Origin of the sequence: Nocardioides daeguensis, from assembly GCF_019192965.1 — a bacterium.
GTDB lineage: Bacteria > Actinomycetota > Actinomycetes > Propionibacteriales > Nocardioidaceae > Nocardioides > Nocardioides daeguensis.
Genome location: NZ_JAHTKU010000027.1, coordinates 51406 through 65402, shown reverse-complemented (window position 1 = coordinate 65402; position 13997 = coordinate 51406). Strand labels below are relative to the sequence as shown.

General features: G+C 72.4%; 14 protein-coding genes. 3 read left to right on the top strand and 11 right to left on the bottom strand.

Features of this window, described 5'->3' with window-relative positions; all coding sequences use genetic code 11:
- Nucleotides 1-7 precede the first annotated feature (7 nt).
- Genes gcvH through KU893_RS23405 form a run of 9 tightly spaced genes read right to left on the bottom strand, consistent with a single transcriptional unit; the run spans nt 8 to nt 7909 of the window.
- Complete coding sequence (gcvH, locus tag KU893_RS21650) at nt 8-397, bottom strand: glycine cleavage system protein GcvH (protein WP_218236688.1); 390 nt, start codon at nt 395-397, stop codon at nt 8-10.
- Nucleotides 398-407: 10 nt separating this feature from the next.
- The gene (locus KU893_RS21645; protein ID WP_218236686.1) at nt 408-1148 is read right to left on the bottom strand and encodes a DUF881 domain-containing protein; all 741 of its coding nucleotides are present in this window, start codon (nt 1146-1148) and stop codon (nt 408-410) included.
- Nucleotides 1141-1473 (bottom strand): small basic family protein, encoded by a 333-nt coding sequence (locus KU893_RS21640; RefSeq protein WP_141798851.1) that lies wholly within the window; start codon nt 1471-1473, stop codon nt 1141-1143. The genes KU893_RS21645 and KU893_RS21640 overlap by 8 nt, the downstream gene beginning before the upstream one ends.
- Nucleotides 1470-2339, bottom strand: a complete 870-nt coding sequence (locus tag KU893_RS21635) for a DUF881 domain-containing protein (RefSeq protein WP_218236683.1) — start codon at nt 2337-2339, stop codon at nt 1470-1472. Before KU893_RS21635 ends, KU893_RS21640 begins: the two co-directional genes overlap by 4 nt.
- Nucleotides 2332-2910, bottom strand: coding sequence for a cardiolipin synthase ClsA (gene clsA, locus KU893_RS21630; RefSeq protein WP_257441522.1), 579 nt, complete (start codon nt 2908-2910; stop codon nt 2332-2334). The genes KU893_RS21635 and clsA overlap by 8 nt, the downstream gene beginning before the upstream one ends.
- A gap of 38 nt (nt 2911-2948) precedes the next feature.
- A complete protein-coding gene (locus KU893_RS21625) occupies nt 2949-4046 on the bottom strand; it encodes a hemolysin family protein (RefSeq protein ID WP_218236681.1) in 1098 nt (365 codons plus the stop codon).
- Nucleotides 4039-5394 (bottom strand): hemolysin family protein, encoded by a 1356-nt coding sequence (locus tag KU893_RS21620; protein ID WP_218236679.1) that lies wholly within the window; start codon nt 5392-5394, stop codon nt 4039-4041. Before KU893_RS21620 ends, KU893_RS21625 begins: the two co-directional genes overlap by 8 nt.
- Nucleotides 5391-7250 (bottom strand): acetoacetate--CoA ligase, encoded by a 1860-nt coding sequence (locus tag KU893_RS21615; protein ID WP_218236677.1) that lies wholly within the window; start codon nt 7248-7250, stop codon nt 5391-5393. The genes KU893_RS21620 and KU893_RS21615 overlap by 4 nt, the downstream gene beginning before the upstream one ends.
- The gene (locus KU893_RS23405; protein WP_308167239.1) at nt 7247-7909 is read right to left on the bottom strand and encodes an acyltransferase; all 663 of its coding nucleotides are present in this window, start codon (nt 7907-7909) and stop codon (nt 7247-7249) included. The genes KU893_RS21615 and KU893_RS23405 overlap by 4 nt, the downstream gene beginning before the upstream one ends.
- Nucleotides 7910-7989: 80 nt before the next feature.
- On the opposite strand from KU893_RS23405, the gene KU893_RS21605 reads away from it, so the two are divergent.
- Complete coding sequence (locus KU893_RS21605) at nt 7990-9147, top strand: CDP-glycerol glycerophosphotransferase family protein (RefSeq protein WP_218236674.1); 1158 nt, start codon at nt 7990-7992, stop codon at nt 9145-9147.
- 12 nt (nt 9148-9159) lie between these two features.
- Entirely contained in the window at nt 9160-10500 is a 1341-nt protein-coding gene (locus KU893_RS21600) for a DUF7168 domain-containing protein (protein ID WP_218236672.1), read from the top strand.
- Here the strand turns inward: KU893_RS21600 and KU893_RS21595 are convergent.
- Entirely contained in the window at nt 10484-12100 is a 1617-nt protein-coding gene (locus KU893_RS21595) for a hypothetical protein (protein WP_218236669.1), read from the bottom strand. The two genes, KU893_RS21600 and KU893_RS21595, sit on opposite strands and share 17 nt — an antisense overlap.
- Before the next feature lie 46 nt (nt 12101-12146).
- Nucleotides 12147-13250: a PucR family transcriptional regulator gene (locus tag KU893_RS21590; protein WP_218236667.1), complete on the bottom strand. Its 1104-nt coding sequence runs from the start codon at nt 13248-13250 to the stop codon at nt 12147-12149.
- 70 nt (nt 13251-13320) lie between these two features.
- Between KU893_RS21590 and KU893_RS21585 the strand changes: the two genes are divergently transcribed.
- Complete coding sequence (locus KU893_RS21585) at nt 13321-13989, top strand: AF_1327 family membrane protein (RefSeq protein WP_218236665.1); 669 nt, start codon at nt 13321-13323, stop codon at nt 13987-13989.
- Nucleotides 13990-13997 lie beyond the last annotated feature (8 nt).

Genomic DNA, 13997 nt, shown 5'->3' with positions numbered 1-13997 from the left:
TACCGGATCAGTTGTCGAGCTGGGCCTCGTAGGCCGCGGCGTCGAGCAGGCCGTCGAGGTCCGCGCCGTCGGCGGGGACGACCTCGAAGAGCCAGCCGGCGCCGTACGGGTCGGTGTTGACGAGCTCGGGGGTGGCGTCGAGGGCCTCGTTGACCGCCACGACCTCGCCGCTGACGGGGGCGTAGACGTCGCTCACCGACTTGGTGGACTCCAGCTCACCACAGGACTCGCCCGCGGTGACGGTGCCACCGACCTCGGGGAGCGAGACGTAGACGATGTCGCCGAGTGCGTCCTGGGCGTAGTCGGTGATCCCGACCCGCACCGAGCCGGCGCTCTCGCCGGGCTGCCGCAGCCACTCGTGCTCGACGGTGTACTTCAGGTCCGCGGGGTTCGTCATGGCCCGAAGGCTACTGCCCCTGGTCCGGAACGGCATACGAAGGCCGGTCGCGTCGCACCACGGACTCGATGTCGACGGTGCGCAGCTCCTGGACGCCGACGACGGCGCCGTCGTCCTCGAGCTGCTTCTTGGGTCCCAGCGCGAAGGTCATCGCGTTGGCGAGCGTGCCGGGCTCACCGATCGCCACGACGACGTATGGCGCCTCGATCCGTTCGCCGTCGATGAGGAAGCCGCCGTCGGTCTCGGTGAACGAGGTCTGGGCCACGACCCGCACGGCGCCGTTGATCTCGATCGCCTCGGCGCCGACGGTGCGCAGCTCCTGGATGGTGTCGAGCAGTGAGCCGAGCCGGACCCGGCCGTCCTGCTCCTCGATCGTCACCCGCAGCCCCGGCCCGGTCACCGGCACCAGGCCGGCCAGGATGTTGAGGTCGTCGACCTCGGCATCGGCCTGGTCGAGCGCCGTCTGCCGTCGCGACGAGTCGTCCTTGAGGCCGGCAGCGACCTCCTCGAGCCGGTCGATCTCGGTCTCGGTGCGCTGCCGGGTGCCGGCCAGGCCGTTGAGGAGGTCGATCAGCTCCTGCTCGCGCAGCCCGGCGTAGGTGTCGTCGGTGCCGGCCGTGCGGACCTGGGTGACCGCAGCGAAGCCGAGCAGGGCGAGGAGGGCCGCAGCGACGAGCTGCTTGCGCGAGGGGCGCAGCAGCGCGGCCTTCAGCCGGTCGACCGGGGCCTGCTCGGGCACTTCCTCAGGCATGGAAGATGTGCCTGCGGATGGCGGCGACGTTGGTGAAGATCCGGATCCCGAGGACGACGATGACGCCGGTCGAGAGCTGGCCACCGACGCCGAGGCGGTCACCGAGGTAGACGATGCCGGCGGCGATCACCACGTTGCTGAGGAAGGACACGACGAAGACCTTGTCGTCGAAGATCCCGTCGAGGTAGGCGCGCAGCGCACCGAACACGGCATCGAGCGCGGCCACCACCGCGATCGGCAGGTAGGGCTCGACCGAACGGGGCACGTCGGGCTGGAACACGAAGCCGAGGACCACACCCACGACGAGTCCGAGAACCGCGATCACGGCCCGTCACCTCCCTGCTGCCCCTGGGGCTTGATCTGATCGTTCTCCGCCGACCGTAGCTGGCACAGCGCGGCGGGCGCGGCAGGCAGGTGGAGGTCGTCCACATTGTCCATCTTCTGCTCGAACCCGTACTGCCGGGCCAGCGCCAGGAAGCGCAGGCCGGCCTGCGAGTCGGCGAACTTCGACGCCAGCGTCCGGCGGTCACCGATGGCCAGCACCGTGAACGGCGGTGCGACTCCGACCCCGTTGACCTCGACCGCCTCGCCGACGTTGGTGATCCCGCCGTGGGCGTTGAGGCGCTGGCCGTTGATCGCGACCGCCTCGGCGCCGGCCGCCCAGAGGCCGTCGGCGACCAGCGCGAGGTCGGAGTCGCGCAGCTGCTCGGCGGCGCCGGCGTACGACGGGTTGTCGAGCCTCAGCCGGACGCCCGAGCCGGTCGCCGGGGCGCAGCCGGTCAGCGCGCCGAGCTGGGAACGGCGGGCCCGCACGTCGCCATACCGGCGGCCGAGGGAGCGCAGCGCGCTCTCGGCCGAGGCGTTGGCGGCCCGCAGCTGGGCGAGCTCGTCCTGCAGCCGGCGCACCGTGGCGCGGCGCGTCTCGATCCGCTCGATCAGGCTGGCCCGGCTCGCGTCGTCGACGTCGGCGTTCTGCGAGGTCTGCACGCCGGCGACGGTCACGAGCATCGCGAACAGCCCGACGACGACCACCACGCCGACCCGGTAGCCGTGTCGCGGTCCGCGCGCTGCGTCTGCGCCCTCTCCCCTTGCGGCGGCGCGCGACGCCGCGACCTGGTAGTCGCGGTCGATCGCCTCCTGGGTGATCAGGGTGAGCAGCGGCGTCCGGGACCGGTCGAGGGTGTCAGGCATGGGTGCGTCGCTCGGTGGTGGCCAGCAGCTTGCGGACCTGCCAGGCGTAGAGCACCCCGGCCCACCAGTAGAGCCCGATCCCCCACAACGCGAACGCCCAGCCGAACACCTGCGCCAGGGTCGCGACCGTGCCCTCGCCGTCGCCGAGCAGGAGCAGCGGGAAGGCGTAGAGCAGGTTGAAGGTGGCGGCCTTGCCGAGGAAGTGCACCGGCAGCGCGCTGTAGCCGCGGGTGCGCAGCAGCGGCACCAGGCCCCACAGCAGCACGTCGCGCAGCGGCAGGCACAGCGCCACCCACCACGGGATGATGTCGCGCATCGCGAGGCCGACGACGACGGCGAGGATGTAGAGCCGGTCGGCGATCGGGTCGAGAAGCTGGCCGAGCTCGGTGGTCTGGTCGAGCTTGCGCGCCAGCCAGCCGTCGAGGAAGTCGGTGACGCCCGAGGCCATGAGGACGACCAGCGCGAGGACGTCCGCCTCCGGGCCGAGCACCAGCCAGAGGAACAGGGGGACGCCGAGCAGCCGCAGGAGGCTGATCAGGTTGGGCAGCGTCAGCACCCGGTGAGCAGCCACGGACGACACTGTAGTGGCGGAGGACGGCGTCGGTGCGCTCACGGGGCCGAGGACTCCTCGGAGTGGGCGGCGTCGCGGATCTCGCCGACCAGCTCCTCGATCACGTCCTCGAGGGCTGCCACGCCGAGCGTCGTCCCCGCGGGGTCGACGACCCGGGCCATGTGGGCGCCGCGGCGCTGGAGCACCTCGAGCGCGTCGTGCAGCAGCGTGTCGTCGGTGACGGTGGCGAACGGGCGGATCCAGCGGTCGGCCACCGGGCGCTCACGGCGCTCCTCGTCGGGTTCGAGCACGTCCTTGATGTGGAGGTAGCCGATCAGGTCGATCGGCGCTCCCCCGCCGTCACCGCCGTCGCTGGCGTCGCCCTCGGCCGCGGAGACGACCGGGAAGCGGCTGAAGCCGGTGGCGGCGCACAGCGCCTCGACGTCGGCGCCGGTGGAGCCGCGTACGACCGTGGCCAGCGAGTCGGGCCGCATCATCACCTCGGCGACGGTCTTCTCGGTGAAGCCGAGGGCTCCGGAGAGCCGGTCGTACTCGTCCTCGGCGAGCAGGCCCTCGCCGTGGGACTCCTCGACCAGTGCGGCGACCTCCTCGCGGGTGTAGGTGCTGCCGATCTCGTCCTTGGGCTCGATCCGCAGCAGGCGCAGGATCGCGTTGGCGAGCGCGTTGATCATGATGATCACCGGGCGGAGCACGGTGACGATGCCGTACATCGGCGGGCCCAGGATCAGGGCCGCCCGGTCGGGCCCCGCGATGGCGATGTTCTTCGGCACCATCTCGCCGAGCACGACGTGGAGGAACACGACGATCGTCATCGCGAGCACGAAGGCGACCGGGTGCAGCCAGTCCTCGGGCACGTGCAACTCGTGGAAGACGGGCTCGACCAGGTGGGCCAGTGCCGGCTCGCCGACGGCACCGAGGCCGAGCGAGCAGATCGTGATGCCGAGCTGCGCGCCGGCCATCATCTCCGAGACCCGCTCCATCGCCGCCACGGTGATCCGGGCCGTCCGCGACCCGGCCTGGGCCCGCGGCTCGATCTGGCTTCGGCGCGCGGAGATGAGGGCGAACTCCGCGCCGACGAAGAAGGCGTTGGCGGCCAGCAGGACGACCGCGAGCAGCACGCCGCCGAAGTCACCCATCGGTGCCGACCCCCTCGGCAGGCTCGACGCGCAACGAGATCCGGTCGATCCGCAGGCCGTCCATGTGGTCGACGCTCAGCACAGCGCGGCGGACCGGCTCCTCGTCGTCCTCGCCCGCCTCCGGCAGCGGTACGACGGCCGCGTCGCCCGTCTGCGGGATCCGGCCGAGCAGCTTCAGCACCAGACCGGCCACCGTGTCGTAGTCCTCGCTCTCGGGGAGCTCGATCCCGGTGAGGTCCTCGACCTCGTCGGGCCGCAGCAGGCCGGACAGCGACCAGGTCCCGTCGCGGCGCAGGCGGGCGCGGGCGCCGAGCCGGTCGTGCTCGTCGGCGATGTCACCCACGATCTCCTCGATCACGTCCTCGAGGGTGACGATGCCGGCGTGGTCGCCGTACTCGTCGAGGACGATGGCCATCTGGAAGCCGTCGGCACGCAGCAGCGCGAGCAGCGGGTCGAGGCGCAGCGTGTCCGGCACCAGGATCGGCTTCGCCATCAGGTGCTTGACCTTGGTGGTGGCGCGCTCGTGGAGCGGCAGGGCGACGGCGTTCTTGACGTGGACGGTGCCGACCACGGCGTCGGTCTCGTCGAGGACCGGGAACCGGGAGTTGCCGGACTCGCGGGCCAGGGCGATCACCGCGCTGGCGCGGTCGTTGATGTCGAGCGAACGGGTCCGCACCCGCGGCGTCATGATCTCGCCGGCGGTGCGGGTCCCGAACTCGACCGAGCGCTCCATCAGCTCGGCGGTGTCGGCGTCGAGGGTCCCCTCGTCGGCGGAGTGCTGGATGAGGGAGGCCAGCTCGGTCGAGCTGCGGGCGGAGCGCAGCTCCTCCTGCGGCTCGACGCCGAAGCGGCGCACGATCGCGTTGGCGCTGCCGTTGAGCACCTTGATCGGGCCGCGGGCGGCGGCGGTGAAGACCCGCATCGGTCGCTGGGTGAGCCGGGCGGTGGTCATCGGCAGCGCGATCGCGACGTTCTTGGGCACCAGCTCGCCGATGAGCATCGTGAGCAGGGTGCTCAGGGTCAGGCCCAGCGCCACGCCGACCGGGCGCACGGCACTGTCGGCGACGCCGACCGACTCCAGCGGAGCGCGGAGCAGCTCGGCGATCGCGGGTTCGGCGAGGAAGCCGATGGCGAGGTTGGTGATCGTGATGCCGACCTGCGCACCGGACAGCTGGGTGGACAGGGAGCGCAGCGCCTTCTGCAGGCCGAGCGCGGCGGCGTCGCCGCTCGCCGCGGCCCGGTCGACCTGGCCGCGGTCGACGGTGACGAACGCGAACTCCGCTGCGACGAAGAGTCCGCACGCGAGCACGAGGAGGATGGCGAGCCCCAGCAGTAGCCAGGCGGTCATCGGGTTCTGCGGCTCCTGCCCACGGTTCGGTACCAGTCGATCAACTCTGGGTCGTCCACACTACCGGGGTCGTACGAGCCCCCGAGCTCCTGACCCCCGAGCACCTTCTTGACCGGCACCTCGAGCTTCTTGCCCGTGCGGGTGTGCGGGATGCCGGGGGCGGCGATCACGACGTCGGGCACGTGCCGCGGCGAGGCCTGGGTGCGCACGGCGTCGCGGATCCGGGCATCGAGCTCGGCATCGAGCTCCACGCCGTCCGCGAGGACGACGAACAGCGGCATCCAATAGCCGCCGTCCGGCTCCTCCAGGCCGATCACGAGGGCTTCCCTGACCTCGGGCAGCGCCTCGACCGGCTCGTAGATGTCCCCGCTGCCCATCCGGACGCCGTTGCGGTTCAGCGTGGCGTCGGACCGGCCGTGGATGACGACCGAGCCGTGGTCGGTCAGGGTGATCCAGTCGCCGTGCCGCCACACGCCGGGATAGGTGTCGAAGTAGGCGTCGTGGTAGCGGCTGCCGTCCTCGTCGCCCCAGAAGTAGAGGGGCATCGAGGGCATCGGCCGGGTCACGACCAGCTCGCCGACCTCGCCGCGCACCGGCCGGCCCGCCGGGTCGAAGGCGTCGAGCGCGACGCCGAGGCAGGGCCGCGACAGCTCACCGGGCCACACCGGCAGGGTCGGCGCCGAGCCGACGAAGGCGCTGACCACGTCGGTGCCGCCGCTGATCGAGCAGATCTGCACGTCCGGGCCGAGCTCGGCCTGCAGCGCCTCGTGGCTCGTCGCCGGGAACGTCGACCCCGAGATGCCGACCCGCCGCAGCCGGGAGAGGTCGTGCCGAGCCGGTCCCACCCGCGCCTTCTGGCAGGCGGCCACGTAGCCGGGGCTCATCCCGACGACGCTCACCCCGTGGCGGGCGGCCAGCGCCCACAGGCCGTCGGTCGTCGGATGGGCCGGGCTGCCGTCGTACGTGACGACGGAGGCGCCGGTCAGCAGTCCGCCGACGACGAAGTTCCACATCATCCAGGAGGGCGTGGTGTGCCAGAAGAGCCGCTGGCCCGGGCCGAGGTCGAAGTGGTACGCCGCGACCTTGGCCTGCTCCAGCAGCGCGCCGCCGTGGCCGTGGACGATGCCCTTCGGCTTCCCGGTGGTGCCGGAGGAGAACAGCACCCACAACGGGTGGTCGAAGGCGACGGCGACCGGCTCGAAGGGGACGTCGGCCGCGAGCGCCGCGTCCCAGGCGGGGCTGCCGACCTCCAGTACCGCCCGCACCGTGGGCAGCGCGGCGACCAGCTCGGCGACAACCTCGCTGCGGTCGTGCACCTTCTGCTGGTGCACGTACGACGACGCGTGCACCAGCACCACCGGGTCGAGCTGTTCGAAGCGGGCGCGCGCCGCCGAGGCGGCGTAGTCCATGCCGCACACCGACCAGACCGCGCCCAGGCTCGCGATGGCGAGCAGCGCGACGACCGCGTCGGGGGTGTTGGGCAGGAAGCCGACCACCCGGTCGCCCTCCCCCACGCCGAGCCGCCGCAGGGTCGCAGCCAGGCTCGCCGTACGCCGGCGCAGCTCGCCCCAGGTCAGCTCGACGGTCGCATCCGGGTCCTCGGTCACGCCGACGACGGCGACCTCGTGGTCCGGCCGGCCGTCGAGGATCGCCGCGGCGTAGCTGACCCGGGCCTCCGGGAACCAGACCGCGCCCGGCATCCGCTCCTGCGCGAGCACCGGGCCCGGCAGGTCGAAGCCCAGGTGGCGGGCGACGCCCGACCAGAACGCGTCGAGGTCGCGGACCGACCAGGCCCACAGGTCGTCGTAGTCACCCGGGACGCCGACGAAGCGCGCGAACTCCTCGATCCGGCTCATGAGGTCAGGGTAGGCGCGTCCGAGCGCACCCGGGCCCAGCTGCCGTCGGCGTCGAGCCGCCGGATCAGCTTGGCCGGCACCCCGCCCACGACAGCGTGGTCCGGCACGTCGCCCCGCACCACGGACCCGGCCGCGACGACCACGTTCCGCCCAATCGTCGTACCGGGAAGGATCATCGCGCCGTGGCCGATCCAGCTGCCCGAGCCGATCGAGACCGGCTGGTGGGCGCCGAACTGGAGCCCCACGGGCACCTCGGGGTCGGTGTAGCCGTGGCTGGCGTCGGAGATGAAGACGTCCTGGCCGAACCAGACGTCGTCGCCGATCGCGATGGACTCGTGCGCGGTGATGGTGATCCGGGCGCCGAGCACGCAGCGCTCACCAACCACCAGGCCCCGCTCGGGCAGCACCTCCTGGGTCGGGCCGTAGCCGACCGAGAGGGTGGCGTACTTGCCGATCAAGGTGTCGCGACCGACGTGGATCGCGCTCGGGTTGACCACGTCGGAGAGCGGGAACGCCAGGCAGGCGCCCGGCCCGAAGGTCCCGAACCGGCGCGCCAGCGCGCTGTCCGGCGAGACGTCGCCCACGCGCTCGGCCCAGCGCCAGGCAGCGTGGACGGACCGGTTCAGGAGGCGGCGGAGCGGTCGCCGGAGATCGGGCACCGGCAGAGGTTACCGAAACGCAACATTCACGCGGGTCCGACGGTTCGTCCACCCACCATTCGTGGCCGTAGTATCCGCCGGTGCAGAAGCCCCACGTCATCGCCTACTTCGCCGACGACCCGACCCGGGTCTACCAGCTCCTCCAGTGGATCCCGGTGCTGGAACGGCTCGATGACACCCATCCCGTGGGCATCCTGACGCGCGACCCGCAGACCCGCGCGATCGTCGAGGAGCGCACCTCGCTGCCCGTCCACTTCGCGCCCGGCTTCGCCGACCTCGCGGCGACGTACGACGAGCTCGACCCCAAGGTCGTCGTCTACTGCAACAACTCGATGCTCAACTTCAACTCGCTGCTCGACGGGCGGATGCTGCACGTGCACATCAACCACGGCGAGAGCGACAAGCAGTCGATGGTGTCGAACAACGCGAAGGCCTACGACCGGGTGTTCGTCGCCGGCGAGGCCGCCGTGCAGCGCCACCGGGCCGGGCTGATGGAGCTCGACGAGGACCGGCTGGTCCGGATCGGCCGCCCCCAGCTGGACCTGCGTCCCGCTCCGCTGCTGCCGGCGAGCGAGCGTCGTACCGTCCTCTACGCGCCGACCTGGGAGGGCGACGCGGAGTACAACGACTACACGTCGGTCGACGTCTTCGGCGTCGAGATCGTCCGCTCCATCCTGGCGGTCCCGGACGTCCGGCTCGTCTACAAGCCGCACCCGAAGGTCACGACCAGCCTCACGCCCGCGATCCGCGAGGCGCACCAGGCGATCCTCGAGCTGGTCGAGCGGGCCGCCGAGCGCGACCCCGCGGCCGGCCACGCCGCCGTCTGGCAGGGCGACATCCTCGCGGTCTTCCCGGGCTGCGACGCCATGGTCACCGACGTCTCCTCGGTCGGCCTGGACTGGCTCTACCTGCAGACCGACAAGCCGATCCTGATCACCGACCGGCACCACGACGCCGAGCGGCTGCGCCAGGAGGTGCCCGTGAGCCGATGCGCCGACGTGATCGACACCGAGGAGCTGGCCGGCCTCACCGAGCTGCTCACCGACCGGCTCGAGCACGACGAGCACCGGATGGCGCGTGCGGCGATGCGCCACCACTACTTCGACGACAACGGCGTCGGCGACAGCACCGTGCGCTTCGTCGAGGCGATCACCGAGCTGGTCGAGCTGCGGGACCGGCTCCGCGGTGAGCTGCAGACCGGCCCGGTCGGTTCCGTCGGTTCTGTCGGGGCCGCCTGACAGGCTGGGCGCATGCCCGACACCCACGAGGTCTACGCCGCCGAGGACCTGTTCGCCGGCTGGCTCGACGAGGCCGCGCGCCGGCCGGGCGAACCGCTGCGGATCCAGGTCGGCGGCGCGCTGCAGGCCTTCGAGCCCGAGACCGAGCCCCGGTTCACCGACCCCGCGCACGTCCAGGCCTTCGTCGACAAGGTGCTGGCCCACCTCGCCGCGACCGGCAGCGCGTACGACGACGGCGCGGGCCGCGACCTCGCCGGGGTCCCGGTCGTGGTGCGTGCCCGCCGCGGCCACACCCGGGCCCACTACGAGTACGACGAGCTGCCGGCCCGCGGCGTGATGGCGATCCCGCCACGCGAGGTCGGCGGCGCGTGGTCGCTGCGGGCCGCAGTGGTCCTGCACGAGGTCGCCCACCACCTGGCCGGGCCGGTCGGGCACGGGCCGGAGTTCCGCACGACCTTCCTGCGCCTGCTCGAGGACCTCGGCATGCCGGTGCTCGCCGACCTGCTGCACACCGCCTACCGGCTGCACGGGCTCGACACCGGCGTCGACGGCGAGGACCGGACCCTGCTGCGAATCGGTCGGCTGCTGCGCCAGGCGGAGCGCACCGACAACGCCGCCGAGCGCGAGGCCTTCTTCGCGAAGGCGCAGTCGCTGGCCACTCGCCACCAGATCGCGCTCGCCGTCGCCCGGGCCACGGCCGGGGCGGAGGAGAAGCGCGAGGAGCCGACCTGGGAGACGGTGCTGATCGGCGAGTCCGGCAAGCGCTCGCTGGCCCGCTACGTGCGGCTGGTGCTGGAGATCGCGCGCGCCAACGACGTGCGGGTGGCGATCTACACGAGCAACACTCGGGTCACCCTCTACGGCTTCCCGTCCGACATCGCCGTGGTCCAGGCGCTGTACGCGACGCTGGTGACCCAGATGGTCGCCGACGGTGACGCCCACCTGCGCTCGGGCGCCCACAAGGCCGACCAGCGCGAGGTGTGGAACTCCCGGCGCCGGCGCTGGGAGCTCAAGCCGGTGCACGGGTCCACCGCGCGGGCGGCGTTCTACGAGGCCTGGGCCGACCACATCGGCGAGCGGCTCGCCGCGGCGCGCACCTCCGCCCGGGCGGCGGCAGTGGCGGCCGACACCCCGGTGGCCGAGGGCCCCACGTCCACCGAGCTCGCCATCCGGGCGCGCGAGGTCGAGGTGGTCGACTACTTCGGCCGGATGCAGCGCGACCACGGCATCCGCGGCACCTGGAAGGGCACCGCGCACGCCGGCCACGCCGCGCCCGGGTCGCGCGAGGCCGGCACCCGCGCCGCGGCGCGGGCGAGCCTGGGCACCGAGCGGGCGCTCACGGGCGGTGGTTGAGCCGCCACGGCTGCTTGCGGAACACCAGCTGCGCCGTGGTGCCGTCGAGGTTCGCGCGAACGAAACGCTCGGTCCCGATCCGGTCCAGGAAGGCCGAGATCTCCGGGTCCTTGGTCGCCCGCAGCGCCGGCGGGATCTCCAGCATCCCGTTGAACATCCGCGGGTTCGCGTCGAGCCCGCGGGCCCGCTGGAACTGCCGGATGTTGTCGGTCGTGTGCAGGCGCAGGGCGAAGGTCTCGCCCGTGGTGAGCCGGACGTCGACGCGCGCCGGCGTGCAGTAGGTGTTGAAGTCCTCGATGGTGACGGTGCCGCCGGGCACGGAGCCCGCGTAGGTCCGGTCCTCGCTCGGCGCCAGGCCGAGGCCCGAGGTGTCGCCGGCCGGGTTCGCCAGCGGTGTGCCGGCCAGGGTGCCGCCGGTCGGGGTGAAGGACCACGCATCGGCGCTGATGTCCTTGTGCCAGTAGCCGACGACGCCGGCCCGGCGGCCCTCGACCCGCAGCTCGCGCTCGGTCGCACCGGCACCCACCTTGTGGATGGAGATCCGGTCGGTGATCGCGCCGGGCACCTTCGGCTGGCGGACCCACGCGGGTGAGGGGAGCTGGATCTTCGGGTTCGCGACACCGCGCTGGTCGTCGTACGCGTAGTCGAAGAACACGGGGTCCGCGCCCGCGATGTCGAAGTCGTAGAGCCGCGTGTAGAGGTCGCCGTACCGGCCGATGACGAAGACCGTCGAGCCGGAGGCGGACATGTTGACCGAGCGGAACCGGCCGCGCAGCGGGCCGCACATCTCGTAGCTCAGGTCGGACGCGAGCCAGGGGTCGAGGTAGGTGAGCCGCTGGCCGCCGTGGCTCAGCGTCCAGATGTGGGAGACCTTGCCGGTGCCGACGCGGTGGGCGTTGCCGGCGTCGTCGGTCCAGGTGCCGTCCTCGAGCTGGGAGACGACCGACCACGACCAGGTGCTGATGCCGACCGGCAGCTGGAGGCCGGGCCCGGTCCACAGCGGCGGCCCCCAGCGCAACGACCAGTTGAAGTACGGCGACGCCTTGAGCGCCCCGTCCATGCCGTAGATCCAGCGCTGCTGGTCGACGGCGATCAGCTCGTCGTCGTCGGCGGAGATCGCGGTGATCGTGCCGGCGATGCAGTCGGGCATCGCGAGGCGGGTCCAGGGCTCCCGGATGCCGGTGACCTCGGTGTTGGACTTGAACCAGACCGTGCCGCCCTCGAGGGCGAACTGGTAGCGCCGGTTGAAGGTCTGCGTGGTGGTGCGGAAGACCACCTGCTCGGGCAGGCTCGCCGGTGCGTCGCTCGGGTCGCCCTCGCGCAGCGGGTTGCCGGTGTCGGTGCCCTGACGACCGGGCTCCCCCGCGCCCTCGGGCAGACCGATGGTGCCTCCGATCAGCACCGGACAGCGCAGCATCCCGGCGCGGCCGGCGAGCAGGGCGTGCACGATGCCCGGCACCTGGGCGAGGAGGTCGCGCAGCTCGATCTCCCCGCCACCGCCGTCGGCCCGGACGGTCGCCTGCACGGCCGGCGCGCGCCAGGGCGTGACGAGCAGTGCGGCCAGCAGCAGCGGCAGCACGAGCCTGGTGGTACGTCGCATGGGGCCTCCCTCGGGTGCGTCCTCATTCAACGCAGCACTCGCTGGCTCAGTTCATGGAGGTTTCCACAAGTTCGGTACCGGCGACCTGGAGCGCCGCCCAGAGCTCGGCGCGGCCCTGCGGCGTGCGCCAGTCGTCGCCGAGCAGCCGGCCGGTCCGGGCCAGCCGGTTGCGCACCGTGTTGGCGTGCACCGCCAGGTCGCGGGCGACGGCATCGACCTGGCCGTCGCGGTCCAGCCACGCAGCCAGGGTCCGGACCAGGTCGTGCCGCGGCTCGGTCTCGAGCGGCTGGATCCACCGCTCCCGCAGACGGCCCGCGAGGGCCGGGTCCTCGTGCAGCGGGACCAGCAGGCCGAGCTGGCCCAGGCTGACCGCACCGGACCGACCGAACCGCAGCCCGACCCGCGCGGCCCGGGTCGCGTCCCGCAAGGCGGCGGGCAGGGCGTCGAACGGCACCGGCTCGCTGACGCCGGCGACCAGCTCTCGGGGCACGCTCGCCGGCCCGGGCACCAGCCCGGCGCTCGTCCCCCACACCCCGCCGTGGTTGGCCAACCGCAGCGCGGGCGTCACGCCACCGACCACCGCGACCGCACGCCACCGGGCCGCCGGATCGAGCCCGAGCCGCACCAGGGTGCCGCGGGCGAGGTCGAGGTCGCCCGCGGTCAGCTCGGCCACGAGCCGCTCGTGCCGCACGTGCGCCTCGACGTCGTCGGGCCGCGCGCCCTGCAGCCCCTGCGCCGCCCACACGGCCACCTGCTCGGCCCAGACCCGCGCCGCGCGGGAGGCGGTGAGCAGGTCCGCCGCCACGACGCCCGCCCGCGCCGCACGGTCGAGGACGTCGTACTCGACCTCGCGGGCACCCAGCAGCACCGCGGTGACGAGGTCATGGACCGCGATCCCGGCGCCGGCGCCCTGGACTCCGGTGCCGAGCGCGGCGAGCCGGTCCTCCTCGCTCGGCGGCCCGAACGGGTTGCCGTGCGCGGCTCGCTCGAGGATCCGGGTCATCCCGATCCAGACCTCGCTCGACGGCGTCGTCGCATAGCTCGGCACGCTTCCGGTGACCGCCTCCGTCACCCGGCGCACCAGCCGGTCGCGCTCGGCCCACATCGCGTCGAGGTGCGGGCGCATCGCCTGCTCGATGGAGATCTCCACAAGCCGCACCATCCCACAGTGGAGCGGACGACACCCCGCGGTCCGGACGCCGGTCCTAGGTTCGGTCGACGTGACGCCCCTGCTGACGACGCTGCTCTCGCCCCTGGTCCCGACCGACGCCGCCCGCGAGGCGCTGACGATGCTGCGCGACCCCTCGAACCTGCACTGGTACGTCGTGACCTTCTTCGGGATCGTCATGTACGTCTACGCCAACGAGGTCGAGCGCAAGCGGTACGACGTGGTCGCTGCCGGTCTGGCGTTCTTCTTGATGGACGTCTTCAACGAGCTGGTGAACTCGGCGTGGTTCCACCTCAGCGACCGCGCGCCGCTGTGGACGGTCACCGGCGACACGGCGTACCTGATCTTGATCGGCTGGTCGATCGAGATCGTGTTCCTGTTCCTCATCAGCGGCATCGAGTTCGTGAAGTTCCTGCCGGCCGACAAGGGGATGCGGATCCTGGGGATCCCCAACCGGTGGTTCTTCGTCACCTGGTGGTCGTGCGTGTGCGTCTTCGTCGAGGTGCTGCTGCATCGCGCGGGGATCTTCCACTGGTCGTGGTGGTACTGGGGTGAGCCGTTCCTGCTCCCCATCGTCGTGCTCGGCTACGGCACCTTCTTCTGGATCGCCGCGACCGTCTTCGACATGGACAGCCACCGCAAGCGGTTCACCGTCGTGGGCGCGATGGCGGCCGTCGACCTCGTCCTCGCCGTCGGCTTCGGGCTGGCCGGCTGGCTCTGAGCGGGGAC

Coding starts and splice junctions, on each gene's coding strand:
- gcvH (WP_218236688.1), bottom strand. CDS start 397: ATGACGAACCCCGCGGACCTGAAGTACACCGTCGAGCACGAGTGGCTG.
- KU893_RS21645 (WP_218236686.1), bottom strand. CDS start 1,148: ATGCCTGAGGAAGTGCCCGAGCAGGCCCCGGTCGACCGGCTGAAGGCC.
- KU893_RS21635 (WP_218236683.1), bottom strand. CDS start 2,339: ATGCCTGACACCCTCGACCGGTCCCGGACGCCGCTGCTCACCCTGATC.
- KU893_RS21625 (WP_218236681.1), bottom strand. CDS start 4,046: ATGGGTGACTTCGGCGGCGTGCTGCTCGCGGTCGTCCTGCTGGCCGCC.
- KU893_RS21620 (WP_218236679.1), bottom strand. CDS start 5,394: ATGACCGCCTGGCTACTGCTGGGGCTCGCCATCCTCCTCGTGCTCGCG.
- KU893_RS21615 (WP_218236677.1), bottom strand. CDS start 7,250: ATGAGCCGGATCGAGGAGTTCGCGCGCTTCGTCGGCGTCCCGGGTGAC.
- KU893_RS21600 (WP_218236672.1), top strand. CDS start 9,160: ATGCCCGACACCCACGAGGTCTACGCCGCCGAGGACCTGTTCGCCGGC.
- KU893_RS21595 (WP_218236669.1), bottom strand. CDS start 12,100: ATGCGACGTACCACCAGGCTCGTGCTGCCGCTGCTGCTGGCCGCACTG.